Consider the following 14,392-nt stretch of genomic DNA (forward strand, 5'->3'; position numbering starts at 1 on the left):
AAGAACTCGTACCAGGAGCCGTACAGCGCCCGCTCCCGCTCCACCAGCAGCGGCATCGCCTCCGACGCCGTCACCAGCTCCCGCAGCGGATGCGCGGACAGCGCCGCGTCCACCTCGGCGGTGAACGCGGCCTCCAGCCTGGTCCGGACGGGCAGCGAGTCGTCGCGCAGCCGCCGCGCCGCCCCGAGGAGTGCCGTGCGCGAGGGGCCCTTCGGCGCGCCCGCGGCGGCGCGTTCGTGCAGATCGCCGCCCTCCTCCAGGACGAGGCCGGTGTCGATGCCCGCCGGGATCTTGATCCGCGCGTGGTGCCGCCAGGTGGCGACCGGGTCGCTCCAGGCCTCCACGTGGTAGGTCCAGCGGCCGGGCGTGTGCGGGGTGACCTCGGCGCCCCAGCGGTCGGAGCCGGGCGACAGTTCGCGCATCGGCGTGAACGGACCGGGCCGGCCCTGCGGATCGGTGAGCACGGCGTTCGCCGAGACGGCGTCGTGCCCCTCGCGGAACACCGTGGCGGAGACCTCGAACGTCTCGCCCGCCACGGCCTTCGCGGGGCGCCGGCCGCCCTCCACCGCAGGGTGGACCTGGCGTACCGGGATGCGGCCGATGGGCGCGCTCATGGTCTCTCCTCCGCCGTGCTCGACGCCGGCCCGACTGGCCGGAGCTGGGTACCGCGCGGGAAGGACACTGCCTCCCCGCGATGAAGCGCCGGAGGGCGCCCTCGCCCTCCGACGCACGGGTGCGGGCCGGTGTTACCGCCCCGCGGTGGTGGGCCGCGCGGTCGTGACCGGTGTCCGCCGTACGCGCCGCACCGGATACGGGCGCCCGCTCTGCTCGCTCAGGAACTCGGCGGGCCCGTGCCGCAGATAGCGGTCCGCGGCGTCCGCGGCCTCCCGCGCACAGCGCTTCCCCATCAGCACGCACAGCGTGTATCCCGAGTCCTCGAAGGAGGCGCGCACCGTGCGGTCGGTCGGGGCGGCGAGCATCATGCGCTCCCAGGCCCGGTACCGCCGCAGATGCCGGGCGACTTCGGCTTCCGCGGGTAGCAGCATGGCGGGGTTCACCTTTCCGAGGGGCCGCGAACGGCGCCGTCCCGACGGCCGGGGAAACCCCGGACCTTCACTCATGGTGCACGGACGGCGACCCAGCGTCTTGTTGGATCTTCAACGATCCCGGGTGCGCTCGTGTTGCACGAATGGGCTAGCACCGTCACCGTAGTGGTTACTCAGAAGTGATCGGTGCTCACGCATCGTACTCGGGACCGGCTCGTGGGAGCCGGACGAGCGGGAGTCTGGCCGGTGAGGAGCAAACGACGATGAAGACCGCAGTGCCCTGCTACTACCACCTCGACGTGGAAGTCAGCCCGGAACGCGTCGGACAGGTCGGACGCATCCTGGCAGCCCATCTCCGTTACTGGGACCTGGAGACGATCGTGGAACCGGTCCGTGGCACCGCCGAGCTGCTGCTGACCGCGATCGACGAGCACGCGACCGACAAGCACACCTCCGTCGAGATGTGGTGGAACGGCCAGCACCTGATCACCGCCATCGGGGAGAACGACTGCGACCTGCGCCCCGACCAGGACCTGCGCGACTGCCTGGAGCACCTCGCCGCGCACAGCGACGGCTGGGGCTGCTGCGCCACCGACACCGGCTCCAAGGTCATCTGGTTCTCGCAGCGGGCCCGTGCCGGTGAGCGCGTCCCGCTGGTGCCCACGGCCCCCGCGCCGAGCCTGCGCGAGGTGCTCCAGGTGCCCCGCGAGCTGATGCCGGCCGCGGTCCTGGCCGGCCGGACCCGTGCCGTCGGCGTGCTGGAGGACGCCCGGTGACCTCGCAGCGGAACCGGAAGTCCGGGGTGCCCGTGTGGAGCGGGCACCCCTACCCGTTGGGCGCCACCCACGACGGCGAGGGCACCAACTTCGCCCTCTTCAGCGAGGTCGCCGAGAAGGTCGAACTGGTCCTGGTCGACGAGGCCGGGGGCCACAGCGCGGTACCGCTGACCGAGACCGACGGCTTCGTCTGGCACGGCTATCTGCCGGGCGTCGGACCGGGCCGCCGCTACGGCTACCGGGTGCACGGCCCCTGGCACCCGGGCGCGGGCCAGCGCTGCAACCCGGCGAAGCTGCTGCTCGACCCCTACGCCACGGCCGTGGACGGGCAGATCGACAACCACCCCTCGCTCTACGAGCGCGACCCGTCCGGGCCCGACCCGGCGGACAGCGCCGGGCACACCATGCTCGGCGTGGTCACCGACCCCCGCTTCGACTGGGGCGAGGACCACCCGCCCCGGCGGCCCTACGCCGACTCGGTGATCTACGAGGCGCACGTCAGGGGCCTCACCCGCACCCACCCCGAGGTCCCGCCCGAGCTGCGCGGCACCTACGCCGGGCTCGCCCACCCGGCGGTCGTCGAGCACCTCGTCCGGCTCGGGGTGACGGCCGTGGAGCTGATGCCGGTCCACCAGTTCGTGCAGGACGGCGTGCTGCGCGACCGGGGCCTCGCCAACTACTGGGGCTACAACACGATCGGCTACTTCGCCCCGCACAACGCCTACGCCGCCCGCGGCACCCGCGGCGAGCAGGTCGCCGAGTTCAAGACGATGGTCAAGGCGCTGCACGCGGCCGGCCTCGAGGTGATCCTCGACGTCGTCTACAACCACACCGCCGAGGGCAACGAGAGGGGCCCCACCCTCTCCTTCCGCGGCATCGACAACGCGTCCTACTACCGCCTGGTGGACGGCGACTGGGGCCACTACTACGACACCACCGGCACCGGCAACAGCCTGCTGATGCGCCACCCGTACGTCCTCCAGCTGATCATGGACTCGCTGCGCTACTGGGTCACCGAGATGCATGTCGACGGCTTCCGCTTCGACCTCGCGGCCACCCTCGCCCGGCAGTTCCACGAGGTGGACCGGCTCTCGGCGTTCTTCGACCTGATCCAGCAGGACCCGGTCATCAGCAGGGTCAAGCTGATCGCCGAGCCGTGGGACGTCGGCGAGGGCGGCTACCAGGTGGGCAACTTCCCGCCCCTGTGGTCGGAGTGGAACGGCAGGTACCGCGACACCGTGCGGGACTTCTGGCGGGCCGGGCAGAACACCCTCGGCGAGTTCGCCTCCCGGCTGACCGGCTCCTCCGACCTCTACCAGCACAGCAGGCGCAAGCCGCGCGCCAGCGTCAACTTCGTGACCGCGCACGACGGTTTCACGCTGCGCGACCTGGTGTCGTACAACGACAAGCACAACGAGGCCAACGGCGAGGGCAACCGGGACGGTGAGAGCGTCAACCGGTCCTGGAACTGCGGGGCCGAGGGCGAGAGCACGGACCCGTCCGTGCTGGAACTGCGCGGGCGGATGCAGCGCAACTTCCTCGCCACGCTGCTCCTCTCCCAGGGCATCCCGATGCTGCTGCACGGCGACGAGCTCGGCCGCACCCAGCGGGGCAACAACAACGCCTACTGCCAGGACGGGGAACTGTCCTGGGTCGACTGGCGGCTGACCGGCGAGCAGCGCGAACTGCTCGACTACACCCGGCGGGTGATCGCCCTGCGCTCCGCCCACCCCGTGCTGCGGCGCCGCAGGTTCTTCCGCGGCGAGACCCTCACGCACGCGGGGCAGCCGCTGCCCGACCTGGTGTGGCTGGCGCCGGACGGCCGTGAGATGACCGAACGCGACTGGCGCCGCTCCGACGCCCACTCCGTGGCCGTCTTCCTCAACGGCGACGCCATCGCGGAGCCCGACGCCCAGGGCCGGCCCGTGCGCGACGACTCGTTCCTGCTGCTGCTCAACAGCTACTGGGAACCGGTCGACTTCGCGCTGCCCGGTGCCGCCTACGGCGAGCGCTGGTCGGCGCTGATCGACACCGCCGACCCCCAGGGCGTACCGGACGAGACCGAGCACAAGGCGGCCACCGTGCTGACCGTCGGCGCGCGCAGCCTGGTGCTGCTGTCGAGGCCGTCGCACGGGGGCGGGTGAGCCGTACCGGCCGCCGGGGTACGGCGTGACGGAGGCGGGGCGCGTGGAGCGCCCCGCCTCCGTCGTGCCGGGGTCCGTCAGCGCGGCAGGCGGGAGGTCACCGTGAACTGGGCGCCGTCCGGGTCGCGGAGCACGGCGTTCTCCGTGTTCCTGCCGAGGACGCTGCCGCCGTTCAGCTCGGCGGCGCGGGCGCAGGCCTCGACGTCGTCGACGGCGAAGTGGACCTGCCAGTGCGGCCGGATCGTGGGGTCCGGGGCGGCCTCCAGCGCGCCCGACTCGATCCGGGCCACCACGTCGCCCCGGCTGCGCAGCACCACCTCGTCGCCCTCGTAGTGCACCTCGCAGCCGCCGGGCCGGGAAGCGGCCCACTCCAGGACCTCGCCGTAGAAGATCGCCGCGTCGAAGGCGTCACGGGTGTGCAGCCGGATGAAGGCGGGGGCCGCGCGGCGCCAGGTCTCCCAGTCGGTGAACAGCTCGCCCTCCCAGATGCCGAAGGTGGCGCCGTCGCGGTCGGCGAGCAGCGCCGCCCGGCCGGGCGGGAAGGAGATCGGGCCGACGGCCGCGGTGCCGCCGCGTTCCTGGGCGCGGGCGGCGGCCTCGTTGGCGCTCGCGACCGCGAAGTACGGCGTCCAGGCCACCGCCATCTGCCACATCGCGGCGACGGCCGCGATGCCCGCGACGGGCGCGTCGCCCACCAGGGCGATCCGGAACTTGTCGCCCAGCTTGGCCGACCGCCACCGCCAGCCCAGCACGGCCGTGTAGAAGGCCTCGGTGGCAGGCAGATCGCGGCTGGTCAGACTCACCCAACAGGGTGCGCCGAACACGTTCTGCGTGGTGACGACCTCCGGGGCGGAGGGGGTCGGGTGGTGGTTCATGGCACTCGTCCTGGGTGTCGTGGGCCGGTGGCCCGCGGTCTCCTCCCAGTGTCCAACCGGATCCGCGCAGGGCGCCTGCCGAGGAACCGTTGGCACGGGGTGCTGTCCGGGCGGAGGATGTACACGTGGTGAACGGAACGGGCGGACCCGCTGGCGAGACGGACCGGATCGTTGAGCTGCAGGAGGAGGTCCAGCAGCTCAAGGAGGCCGTCACGTCGCACGCCGTGGTGGACCAGGCGATCGGGATGATGGTCGCCATGGGGCGGGTCGATCCCGAGCAGGGCTGGACGGTTCTGCGGGAGGTCTCGCAGCACACCAACATCAAGCTCCGCATGGTCGCCGAGCTGATCCTGCTGTGGGGGCGCACGGGGGAGATCCCCGGCGAGATCAGGGCCGAGTTCGAGGCGGCGCTCGACCGCCACGGCCCGACCCAGATCCCCGGTAGCCCGTCCGGGTGAAGAACGGCGTCCGGTTGTGGAACGGCGTTCTCCGCCGGCCACCTCAGCCGGCCTCGGCGAGCAGCTCCTCGCGCAGATGTGCGAAACAGCCGCTGAGCAGCCGGGACACATGCATCTGCGAGATACCGAGCTGCTCGGCGATGGAGCTCTGCGTCATCCCGCGGAAGAACCGCAGATAGAGGATGGTGCGCTCCCGCTCCGGCAGCGCCTGGAGACAGGGCCGTACGGCGACCCGGTCCACCACCCGGTCGAAGCCCGGGTCCGGCTCGCCGAGGGCGTCGCCGAGGGCGTAGCCGTCGGTGCCGGGCAGCTCGGCGTCCAGGGACAGCGCCGAGAAGCAGTCCAGGGCCTCCAGCCCGGAGCGCACCTCGCCCTCGCTGAGGTCGGTGTGCAGGGCTATCTCGGCGACGGTCGGCGCCCGGCCCGGCGTGGTCTGGGACAGCTCCTTCAGGGCCCGGCGGACCCGGTTGCGCAGTTCCTGGACGCGGCGCGGCACATGGAGGGTCCACAGATGGTCGCGGAAGTGCCGCTTGAGTTCGCCGGTCACGGTCGGGACGGCGTACGCCTCGAAGGCGTGGCCGAGCTCGGGGTCGTAGTGGTCGACGGCCTTGACGAGCCCGAGGGCGGCCACCTGGTAGAGGTCCTCCAGGTTCTCGCCACGGCCGCGGAAGCGGACGGCGATGCGCTCGGCCATGGGCAGCCAGGCCCTGACCAGCTCGTTGCGGAGCTCCTCGCGCTCCGTCCCCTCGGGCAGCCGCCTCAGCAGGCCGAAGGCCTCGGCGGTGTCGGGGGCGTCGTCATGAGGGTGCTGCTTCGTTCTGCCGGTGACACGCACGGATGCGCACCTCCCCGATCGGGTGGTGCCGTATGGGGGCCACCGCGGGAGGTGCGGGCGTGGGCTCGCTGAGACGCCGGAGTCCGACACGTGATGTCCCACGGTCGTGCCTCCGGTCCGAAGCACATAGGGCGGATGCCCGTGCTGCGAAAGAATGAAACCTATTTCATGAAAAGTTGCACTTCGGGCGATCGGGTGACCGCGCAGCGGTACCGCGCACGGGGTGTCCGGCGCCGTGCGGCGGGGCGGCGGGGCGGGCGCGGGACGATCGGGCGGAACGTGATGTGCGGCACGCGGCCGCGAGGTGTGGCGGGCCCGTCCGGCGAGTTCTTCCTGCGCAGCGCTTGATCGCCGATCAAGGACCGGAAATCCCTGGCCACCGCGCATTTCGCTCATTTGACAGTGCGATCGGCGCACGGATAGGAAGCACCCTTGGAAGTCGAGAGGTGCAATGTGTGCGAGCCGAACGTCGTCGGGGACTGGCAGGAGTACGACGAGCATGCCGGTCTGCGCGTCCGCGTCCACCGTCTGGAGCGGGGCGAACCGCCGCGCGGACGTGACGACGCGGCCGAAGGGCTGACCTACTTCAGCCTCCGCGTCACCGTCGAGAACCGTGGCACGGAGCAGTTCGGCATCCATCTGGAGGACGGTCAGATCGACGTGCGCATCGGCGCCGACGGCGAGAGCGCCTTCATCGACTGGCGCAACACCCAGTTCATCGAGGGCTACGACGTCTATCCGCTGCGCCGCGCCACCGCCGTGCTGTTCGCCGCCGGCCCCGAGGCCTCGCTCGAGCACGTGGACGTCCAGATCCAGCTGCGCGTGGACGAGGAGTGGGCCGACCGCCGCATGTGGGTGGGCGGTCTCGGCCTCCACGAGGACGTCCTCGGCGCCCATTCCGGCCAGGGCTGCGGTGTCGCCCACCAGGTGAGCAACTTCCTGCGCGACCAGGCGGAGGAGGGCACCGCCTGAGGCGGGCCCCAGAGGCTGCCCGGCGGGTCCCGGCTCCACGTGTCCCGTGGGCGCCGAGACGCCGTCTGCCGGTCCCGGTGTTCCGTCAGTGCGGGATGCCGTCGATGATCTCGCGGGCGCCCTGCCGCAGCAGCGCCACGGCGACCGAGGTGCCGAGCGTGGCCGGGTCGAGCGGGCCCGCCCATTCGTGGGCGTTCAGCCGGGTCTTGCCGTCCGGGGTGAAGACACAGGCGCGCAGGGAGAGTTCACCCCGGCGGTCGACCTGGGCGTAGCCGGCGATCGGGCTGTTGCAGTGTCCCTGGAGGACGTGCAGGAACATCCGTTCGGCGGTGGCCTCCCGGTGGGTGGCCGGATCGCCGAGGGCGCTCACCGCGTCGATCAGCTCCGCGTCGCCCTCCCGGCACTGCAGCGCGAGGATGCCCGCGCCGATCGGGGGCATCATCGCCTCCGGCGAGAGCACCTCGCTGATCACGTCCTGGCGGCCGATGCGCTCCAGCCCCGACACCGCGAGCAGCAGCGCGTCGGCCTCGCCCGCGGCGAGCTTCTCCAGCCGCCGGTTCGCGTTGCCGCGGAACGGCACGCACTGCAACTGCGGGTGCGTCGCCGCCAGTTGGGCGATACGGCGGACCGAGGAGGTGCCGACGCGGGTGCCGTCCGGCAGCTCGTCCAGGGTGAGCCCGCCCGGGTGGACGAGCGCGTCGCGGATGTCGTCACGCCTGAGGAACGCGGCGAACACGGTCCCCGCGGGCAGCGGCCGGTCGGCGGGCACGTCCTTGACGCAGTGCACCGCGAGATCGGCCTCGCCGGCCAGCAGCGCGGCGTCGACCTCCTTGGTGAAGGCGCCCTTGCCCTCGACCTGCGAGAGGTCGCCGAGCCACTTGTCGCCGGTCGTCTTCACCGGCACCACCTCGGTGCGCACACCGGGGTGCAGGGCCGTGAGTTCGGCGCGTACGCGTTCCACCTGCGCCAGCGCCATGGGCGAGTCACGGGAGACGATCCGGATCAGTTCGGGAACGGACATGCGGACACGATAGTGCCCCCGGAGGGGACCGTCCGACGTATCCCCCCGTTCGGCGGCCGTCGTGCGGGACCGTCCACCACAATGGCTCCGTCCCGTGCCGCCGGCCGCGCGGGTGCCTGGGCGTCCGGGTCGGACCAGCGGCACACTCGGTCCGACCGGGCGCAGGGCCCCTCGTGTCGTGGGCGTTCATGCCGCTGATCTCGGAAAGCCCGCCCGCCCGCACGGCGGATCGGACCGTCGGCCGACACCGGACGGGGCCCGGGTCCTGGGACCCGTCCGACGCCCTCCCGCGCGGGCCGTGTGCGTGGGAGGGCCGGGAACTGCCGGACGGGTCGCAGGACTTAGCCGCGGGATCGGTCAGGCGTACGGGTCGAAGGGGATGCCGGACGGCTTGGCCTTCGCCAGGTGCGAGGCGAAACTGGCGTCCTTCAGGCCGAAGTTGGCGCTGCCGAAGTTGTACGAGACCAGCTTCTCGCGGATGCCCGCGGGGTAGCCGTTCCAGCCGACCAGCGGTGGGTACTGCCAGGTGCGCTCGTGGTTCTCCGGCGGCTCGTCGTTGGAGTTGGCCGCGCGGAAGCAGTGGGTGCTGATGCCGTCCTTGTGGTACACGATCTTCGGGTGCGTGCCGTCGAAGCGGATGCCCGAGGCGTTGTGCACCGTGAACGAGCCGTGGTTGGACGTCGAGACGTACTTGACCTGGTTGTCCTGGACCCAGACCGCGACATGCTCCCAGTCGTGCCGGTGGCCGCCGATGCTGCTGCCGGACAGCGCCTGGTCCTTCTCGAAGTACAGGCCGTAGAGGATCGCGCACCAGCCGTTGTTGCACTTGTAGCGCGAGTAGCCGTTGGTGTTGTCCAGGTCCCAGGAGTCGCGGCACTGGCCGTTGAGGGCGCCGGTCGGGTTCAGCCCGCCGTTGACCGTGCCGTCGGGACCGATGGCCGGCGTGGAGTAACAGCCGTCCGTGTCGTAGTCGTAGGCGGGCTGGAACGTCTGCTCCAGGCCGTCCGCGTCGGCGGGCAGCGCCTGCGGGGGTGCGGCCAGGGCGGTGCCGGGGAAGGCGATCACGAGAGCGGCGGCTCCGGCCAGGCCGGTGAGCCATCTCCTGCGGATGCGCGTGGACTTCTGTGACACTGCGTCCTCCTTCTGATGCGGGCGCAGCCGAACGGCTGTGGGGGGAAAGGCAGTTCAGCTTGCCGTCGATTCCCTCCGGCGCCAAGAGGCCGCGGGAGTCACAGTGGTGAAGGACAGATCAACAAGGCGTGTCGTACGGCGTCGTCGGGCAGGTCGGCCGAGGACTCATCGGGGGTGAGGCCGGCCGGAGCCTGAGCCGGGACGGCTGGCGCAGCAGGCCGGAGCGGGTCCGTGTGCTGTAGCGGACCTCGCCGACCGGACGGGGCCGCACCCAGTGGGCACCCCGGACCCGCGGCACGGGGTCGAAGGGGCAGACGTCCGTGGCGTCCGTCCGCAGCAGCGCGGCCAGTCCGGCGCGCTCGGCGCCGGGCCCGCGCAGCTCGGGGTAGGCGGCGGTGATCCCCTCGCCGGACCGGGCGCGCGGTGTCACCGTGCCGTCGCCGGGCAGGTGGACCACCGCGTGCTGTCCGTCCTGCCTGGTCTCGTAGGCCCGGCGCGTGTCCTGCGCGGCGGGCGGCAGGGGGCCGGGGGTGGCGAGCAGGGGGGCGATCAGCGGCAGGGTCACGGCTCATGGTGTCGACGGGGCCGGGGCCCGGCATGCGGGCGCGGCGGCGGGTTCGCCTGAACGGCGTCCTGGTGGGGGTCTCCGAGGGGCCCCTGGCCGGTCGGGTACGGCGGTTGCCGGGCTGGTCGGGGGCGGCTGGTTCCGGGCTGATTCCGGGGCGAGCCGAGCCCGCGGTGAGCTCGTGAGCAGGGCGTGCTCCGGTCCCGGCCGTACGACTGGCTCGATGCGTGGGGGTGTCCCTCCACCCGCCCCTACCGTCCAGTACGATCGCGCGGCAGACCACCCGGAGGAGGAAGCATGGCTGGGCATCCCCAAGTCGGCGATGTCGTCGAGGACTTCGCACTGCCGGACGAGACAGGCGCCACGCGCAAGCTGTCGGAGCTGCTGGCCGAGGGGCCCGTGGTGCTGTTCTTCTACCCCGCGGCCATGACCCCCGGCTGCACCGCCGAGGCGTGCCACTTCAGGGACCTGGCGGCGGAGTTCGCGGCGGTCGGCGCACGGCCCGTCGGGATCAGCGGGGACAGTGTGGACAAGCAGGCCGAGTTCGCCGGGCGCCACACCCTGGGCATACCGCTGCTGTCCGACACCGACGGGTCGATCCGTGAGCGGTTCGGCGTGAAGCGCGGGTTCAGCCTCGCCCCCACCAAGCGGGTCACCTTCGTCATCGGGCGCAACCGGACGGTGCTGGAGGTCGTGCGCAGCGAACTGCGCATGAACACCCACGCCGACCGCGCCCTCGCGGCCCTGCGCGGGCAGAACGGCTGACCCGTCGCCCTCGCGGCCAGGGCTGCCGGCCTGCCGCCCTCGCGGGCCTGCGCGGGCAGAACGGCCGACCCGTCGCCCTCCCGCCCCGCCCGGCCGGAGGGGCCGCCTCGCCGCCCTCTCCTCCCCGCCTCCGCCGGAACGGCCGACCGCAAGGCCCTGTGGCCCGTCGGAGTGATCACTGACACCATCGGGCGTGATCGGTGGCGGCGACCGGCGGAGGGCGGACGGTGGAGCGGGAGACGGCGAGCGGGGTCGAGGTGCGCCCGGTGGCGGGGCACATCGGGGCCGAGATCAGCGGTGTGGACCTCACGGAGGAGCTGGGCGAGGAGACCGTCGGGGTGATCCGGGCGGCCGTGCTGCGCTGGAAGGTGGTGTTCTTCCGGGGGCAGCGCCTGGACCACGCCGGGCATGTGGCGTTCGCGCGCCGGTTCGGCGAGCCCGTCGTGCTGCCCCGGCGCGGCGGCGCGTCGCCGGCCGGGGTGCCCGAGATCGAGACGACCGCGGACCGGCTGGAGCTGGGCGGACGCTTCGGGATGGAGCACGAGGAGTGGCTGGCGCGGCGCAGGCACACCCTGCTGCGCGGCTGGCACTGCGATCACGGGGCCAGGGTCGACCCGCCCGCCGCGACGATCCTGCGGGCCGAGACCGTGCCGCCGTACGGCGGTGACACCACCTGGGCCAATCTCGCGGCCGCGTACGCCGGACTGTCCGCGCCCGTACGGGAGTTCGTCGACGGGCTGCGGGCCGAGCACCGGCTCGGCGTCGGCTACCGGCCGCGGCCCGGCGACGACGCCTACGTCCGGCACCTCCTGGACCACCAGGTCGCCACCGTGCACCCGCTGGTCCGGGTGCACCCCGTCAGCGGCGAGCGGGTGCTGTTCGTCAACGGCTACTACGTCGAGCAGATCGAGGGTCTCTCCCGCGCGGAGAGCGCCGCGGTCCTGGAGATGCTGCTGGAGCAGGCGGTCCGGCCCGAGTACACGGTCCGCTTCCGCTGGGAGCCGGGCAGCGTGGCCTTCTGGGACAACCGCGCCACCATCCATCTCGCGCCCGGCGACAACGCCCACCTCGGCTTCCCGCGCACCATGCACCGGGTGATGCTCGCCGGCGAGGTGCCGGTCGGGGTGAACGGCAAGCCGTCGGAGCCGGTCATCGGGACCGAGGCGGGCCGCTGGTGAACGGCCCGTTCGCGGTGGCCCTCAGAGCGCGCGGTGGCGTGCCGGGCCGCCGTCCCCGGACCGGGCGGGCGGCTCGAACAGGGAGCCCGGGTCCTGACGGCCGGGCTGCTCGAACCGGGAGCCCGGCTTCTGGCGGCCGGGCTGCGGGGTGTGCCGGGCGACGGTCCGGCTCCACTCGCCGTCGCCGAGGACCAGCAGCGGGTCGAGCAGCACGATGACGCTGGCCAGAGCCAGGAACACGGCGGGCCACAGCAGGGTGGGGAACAGCTGGGCGGCGGCCGAGTCGCCCTCCCAGGTGCCGCCCGGGACGCCGTGCACCTCGACGGTGACGGAGGCCATCGCCGCGTAGTACGACCCCGTGATGGCCACGCCCATCACCAGGCTCGCCCCGAGGGCCGCCCGGAAGCCGCGGACGGTGACCGCGACCCACAGCGCGGCGGTCGAGGCGACGACGGCGAGGGCGACGGACAGCGCGAACCCGGCCGGGGCGCGGTGGACGTCGCCGTCCAGGCGCAGCGCGGCCAGGACCAGGTAGTGGGTGGCGACGACGCCGAGCCCGAGGGCGATCCCCGCGAGCGGCAGCGTGACGGTGTTCGCGCCCAGATAGCCCACGAGGAACACCCCGATGCCCGCGACCGCGACCGACACGCCGAGGGTCGTCAGCAGCAGCGGGACGTCGTAGCGGACGCGGGTCTCCGTCACGCGGAAGCCCAGCATGACGACGATGTGCGCCGCCCAGACGCCGCTGCCGGCGGAGGCGGCGCCCAGGGCGAGCCAGCCGCCCCGCCAGGAGCGCTTGTCGAGCAGTGACCGTGCCGTGCAGCGCAGCCCCAGGGAGCCGCCCAGACAGGCCGTCAGAAAGGCCGTCACGGGAGTCACCGCGCCGTAGCCGAATCCGTCCACTGTGCCTTGCATATGCCGGCTCCCCCGGAGTCGTGCCCGCGTTCCGGACGTAGGTCTACGGCCGAACGGGCCCCCGCGACAAGCGCTTCCGGGCAGCTCCGGGTGAACACTTGACCACGCCGGGTTAACGCCCGCTGTAGGCAGGGCACTTGGACGGCGCTGACCAGCGATGGACGTGTCGTCAGGGGGATTCGAGGGTGCGGTCCAGCAGGTCGAGCAGCGCCGCCCGGTGCCGTGCGTCGGCGTCCGGGTCGTACGCCGCGAGGTCCGCCTGGGTGAAGCCGTGCGGGGCGCCCGCGTACACCTCGCAGCGATGGCGTACGCCCGCATCGGTCAGCGCCCGCTCCAGCCGCTCGATCTGCCCGGGCGGCAGCGAGGGGTCGGCGTCGGCGTGTCCGAAGTACAGCTCGGCGGTGACCCGGTCCGCGACGAGGTGCGGGCTGTCCGGCGCGTCGGTCGCCAGCCGCCCGCCGTGGAACCCGGCCGCCGCGGCCACCCGGTCCGGGTGGTGACCCGCCGTGAGCAGGGCGAGCCGGGCGCCCATGCAGTAGCCCGTCACCCCCACGGGTCCGTCCGCCGCCTCGGGGCACTCGGCGAGCGCGCGCAGATACGCCGCCGCGTCCGGCATGGACAGATCGGGCGTCAGGCTCCGCAGGATCGGCCCGAGGCGCTCGAACAGCGCGCGCCGGGCCGCGTGGTCGATGAACTCCGGCAGCGGCACCACCGGGGCGCGGCCGTGCCGGTGGAAGACGTTCGGCAGCAGCACGGTGTACCCGGCCGACGCCAGCCGGTCCGCCATCGCCCGCAGCGACGGCCGCGGCCCGAACGCGTCCATGTACATCAGCACCCCGGGGTACGGCCCACCCTCGGCCGGACGGACCAGATAGGCGTCGGCGACGCCGTCCCCGGTGGGGACGTCCACGGCCTGCCCCACTACGGCGGTCATGACGGATCTGCCTCTCCGGCGGTCGGCGGTGTGTCTACCGGAAGTCCCCGGGCCTACTCGAACCGGGTCGTGTCGCCCGCTCCGTACCGTACGATCTCGGCCTCTCCGCCGGAGAAGTCGATCACGGTGGTCGGCTCGGTGCCGCATTCGCCGGAGTCGACCACGCCGTCCACCACGTGATCGAGCCGGTCCTTGATCTCCCAGCCCTGGGTGAGGGGTTCGTCCTCGTCGGGCAGCAGCAGCGTGCTCGACAGCAGCGGTCCGCCCAGCTCGGCGAGCAGCGCCTGGGTGACGACATGGTCGGGGATGCGCACGCCGACGGTCTTCTTCTTCGGGTGCTGGAGCATCCGCGGCACCTCCCTCGTCGCCGGGAGGATGAAGGTGTAACTGCCCGGCGTCGAGGCCTTGACCGCCCGGAAGACGTCGTTGTCCACCCGCACGAACTGGCCGAGCTGGGCGAAGTCCTGGCACACGAGGGTGAAGTGGTGCCGGTCGTCCAGCTTGCGGATGGACCGGATCCGGTCGATGCCGTCACGGCTGCCGATGCGGCAGCCCAGCGCGTAGCAGGAGTCCGTCGGGTACGCGATCAGCGCGCCCGCACGGACACTGTCGGCGACCTGGGCGATGGTCCGCGGCTGGGGGTTGTCGGGGTGCACGTCGTAGTACTTCGCCATTGGGCGAGCTTATGCCTCGCGCCGGGGCCGTCCGCGCAGCCCCGCCGGGTCCGGCCGGCGCGTGGCCGCGGGTCCCTGAGGTAACGTCCCAGCTGACGGGGGC

General features: G+C 72.8%; 15 protein-coding genes and 1 pseudogene. 6 read left to right on the forward strand and 10 right to left on the reverse strand.

The window, feature by feature from the left end; translation table 11 throughout:
* The coding region (locus ACFYR0_RS25240) for a maltotransferase domain-containing protein (RefSeq protein WP_389332276.1) at positions 1 to 614 on the reverse strand (614 nt) is incomplete at its 3' end.
* A gap of 132 nt (positions 615 to 746) precedes the next feature.
* Complete coding sequence (locus ACFYR0_RS25245) at positions 747 to 1,046, reverse strand: DUF5133 domain-containing protein (protein ID WP_389332279.1); 300 nt, start codon at positions 1,044 to 1,046, stop codon at positions 747 to 749.
* A gap of 263 nt (positions 1,047 to 1,309) precedes the next feature.
* Here ACFYR0_RS25245 and ACFYR0_RS25250 point away from each other — a divergent pair, with 263 nt between their 5' ends.
* Positions 1,310 to 1,822 (forward strand): pep a2, encoded by a 513-nt coding sequence (locus ACFYR0_RS25250; RefSeq protein ID WP_389332282.1) that lies wholly within the window; start codon positions 1,310 to 1,312, stop codon positions 1,820 to 1,822.
* Positions 1,819 to 3,966 carry a glycogen debranching protein GlgX gene (gene glgX, locus ACFYR0_RS25255; RefSeq protein ID WP_389332285.1) on the forward strand — a complete coding sequence of 716 codons (2,148 nt, stop codon included), beginning with the start codon at positions 1,819 to 1,821 and terminating at the stop codon, positions 3,964 to 3,966. Before ACFYR0_RS25250 ends, glgX begins: the two co-directional genes overlap by 4 nt.
* Before the next feature lie 77 nt (positions 3,967 to 4,043).
* Here glgX and ACFYR0_RS25260 read toward each other — a convergent pair whose 3' ends face one another.
* Positions 4,044 to 4,841 (reverse strand): VOC family protein, encoded by a 798-nt coding sequence (locus ACFYR0_RS25260; RefSeq protein ID WP_389332288.1) that lies wholly within the window; start codon positions 4,839 to 4,841, stop codon positions 4,044 to 4,046.
* 125 nt (positions 4,842 to 4,966) lie between these two features.
* Between ACFYR0_RS25260 and ACFYR0_RS25265 the strand changes: the two genes are divergently transcribed.
* Entirely contained in the window at positions 4,967 to 5,299 is a 333-nt protein-coding gene (locus ACFYR0_RS25265) for an ANTAR domain-containing protein (RefSeq protein WP_389332291.1), read from the forward strand.
* Between the two features lie 43 nt (positions 5,300 to 5,342).
* Here ACFYR0_RS25265 and ACFYR0_RS25270 read toward each other — a convergent pair whose 3' ends face one another.
* Positions 5,343 to 6,134: an RNA polymerase sigma factor SigF gene (locus tag ACFYR0_RS25270; protein WP_389332294.1), complete on the reverse strand. Its 792-nt coding sequence runs from the start codon at positions 6,132 to 6,134 to the stop codon at positions 5,343 to 5,345.
* 453 nt (positions 6,135 to 6,587) lie between these two features.
* Between ACFYR0_RS25270 and ACFYR0_RS25275 the strand changes: the two genes are divergently transcribed.
* Complete coding sequence (locus ACFYR0_RS25275; RefSeq protein WP_389332622.1) at positions 6,588 to 7,106, forward strand: hypothetical protein; 519 nt, start codon at positions 6,588 to 6,590, stop codon at positions 7,104 to 7,106.
* Positions 7,107 to 7,191: 85 nt separating this feature from the next.
* Here ACFYR0_RS25275 and hemC read toward each other — a convergent pair whose 3' ends face one another.
* From hemC to ACFYR0_RS25290, 3 genes and pseudogenes are all read right to left on the reverse strand, one after another.
* Positions 7,192 to 8,127, reverse strand: coding sequence for a hydroxymethylbilane synthase (gene hemC / locus ACFYR0_RS25280; protein WP_389332297.1), 936 nt, complete (start codon positions 8,125 to 8,127; stop codon positions 7,192 to 7,194).
* A gap of 357 nt (positions 8,128 to 8,484) precedes the next feature.
* Positions 8,485 to 9,258 carry an NPP1 family protein gene (locus tag ACFYR0_RS25285; protein ID WP_389332300.1) on the reverse strand — a complete coding sequence of 258 codons (774 nt, stop codon included), beginning with the start codon at positions 9,256 to 9,258 and terminating at the stop codon, positions 8,485 to 8,487.
* Positions 9,259 to 9,356: 98 nt separating this feature from the next.
* Positions 9,357 to 9,823: pseudogene (locus tag ACFYR0_RS25290) on the reverse strand (hypothetical protein).
* Positions 9,824 to 10,120: 297 nt separating this feature from the next.
* Here ACFYR0_RS25290 and ACFYR0_RS25295 point away from each other — a divergent pair.
* Both ACFYR0_RS25295 and ACFYR0_RS25300 read left to right on the forward strand, forming a co-directional pair.
* Positions 10,121 to 10,588, forward strand: coding sequence for a peroxiredoxin (locus tag ACFYR0_RS25295; RefSeq protein ID WP_389332303.1), 468 nt, complete (start codon positions 10,121 to 10,123; stop codon positions 10,586 to 10,588).
* A gap of 227 nt (positions 10,589 to 10,815) precedes the next feature.
* Positions 10,816 to 11,766 (forward strand): TauD/TfdA dioxygenase family protein, encoded by a 951-nt coding sequence (locus ACFYR0_RS25300; RefSeq protein WP_389332306.1) that lies wholly within the window; start codon positions 10,816 to 10,818, stop codon positions 11,764 to 11,766.
* A 21-nt stretch (positions 11,767 to 11,787) separates the two neighbouring features.
* On the opposite strand, the gene ACFYR0_RS25305 is transcribed toward ACFYR0_RS25300, so the two are convergent.
* The 3 genes from ACFYR0_RS25305 to ACFYR0_RS25315 form a co-directional block, all read right to left on the reverse strand.
* On the reverse strand, positions 11,788 to 12,681 hold the full coding sequence (locus ACFYR0_RS25305; RefSeq protein ID WP_389332309.1) for an MHYT domain-containing protein: 894 nt from the start codon (positions 12,679 to 12,681) through the stop codon (positions 11,788 to 11,790).
* A 169-nt stretch (positions 12,682 to 12,850) separates the two neighbouring features.
* Positions 12,851 to 13,615 carry a dienelactone hydrolase family protein gene (locus ACFYR0_RS25310; protein ID WP_389332312.1) on the reverse strand — a complete coding sequence of 255 codons (765 nt, stop codon included), beginning with the start codon at positions 13,613 to 13,615 and terminating at the stop codon, positions 12,851 to 12,853.
* A 53-nt stretch (positions 13,616 to 13,668) separates the two neighbouring features.
* On the reverse strand, positions 13,669 to 14,289 hold the full coding sequence (locus tag ACFYR0_RS25315) for an L-threonylcarbamoyladenylate synthase (protein ID WP_389332315.1): 621 nt from the start codon (positions 14,287 to 14,289) through the stop codon (positions 13,669 to 13,671).
* Positions 14,290 to 14,392 lie beyond the last annotated feature (103 nt).

It is taken from the genome of Streptomyces sp. NPDC005017, from assembly GCF_042873115.1.
Classification (GTDB): domain Bacteria; phylum Actinomycetota; class Actinomycetes; order Streptomycetales; family Streptomycetaceae; genus Streptomyces.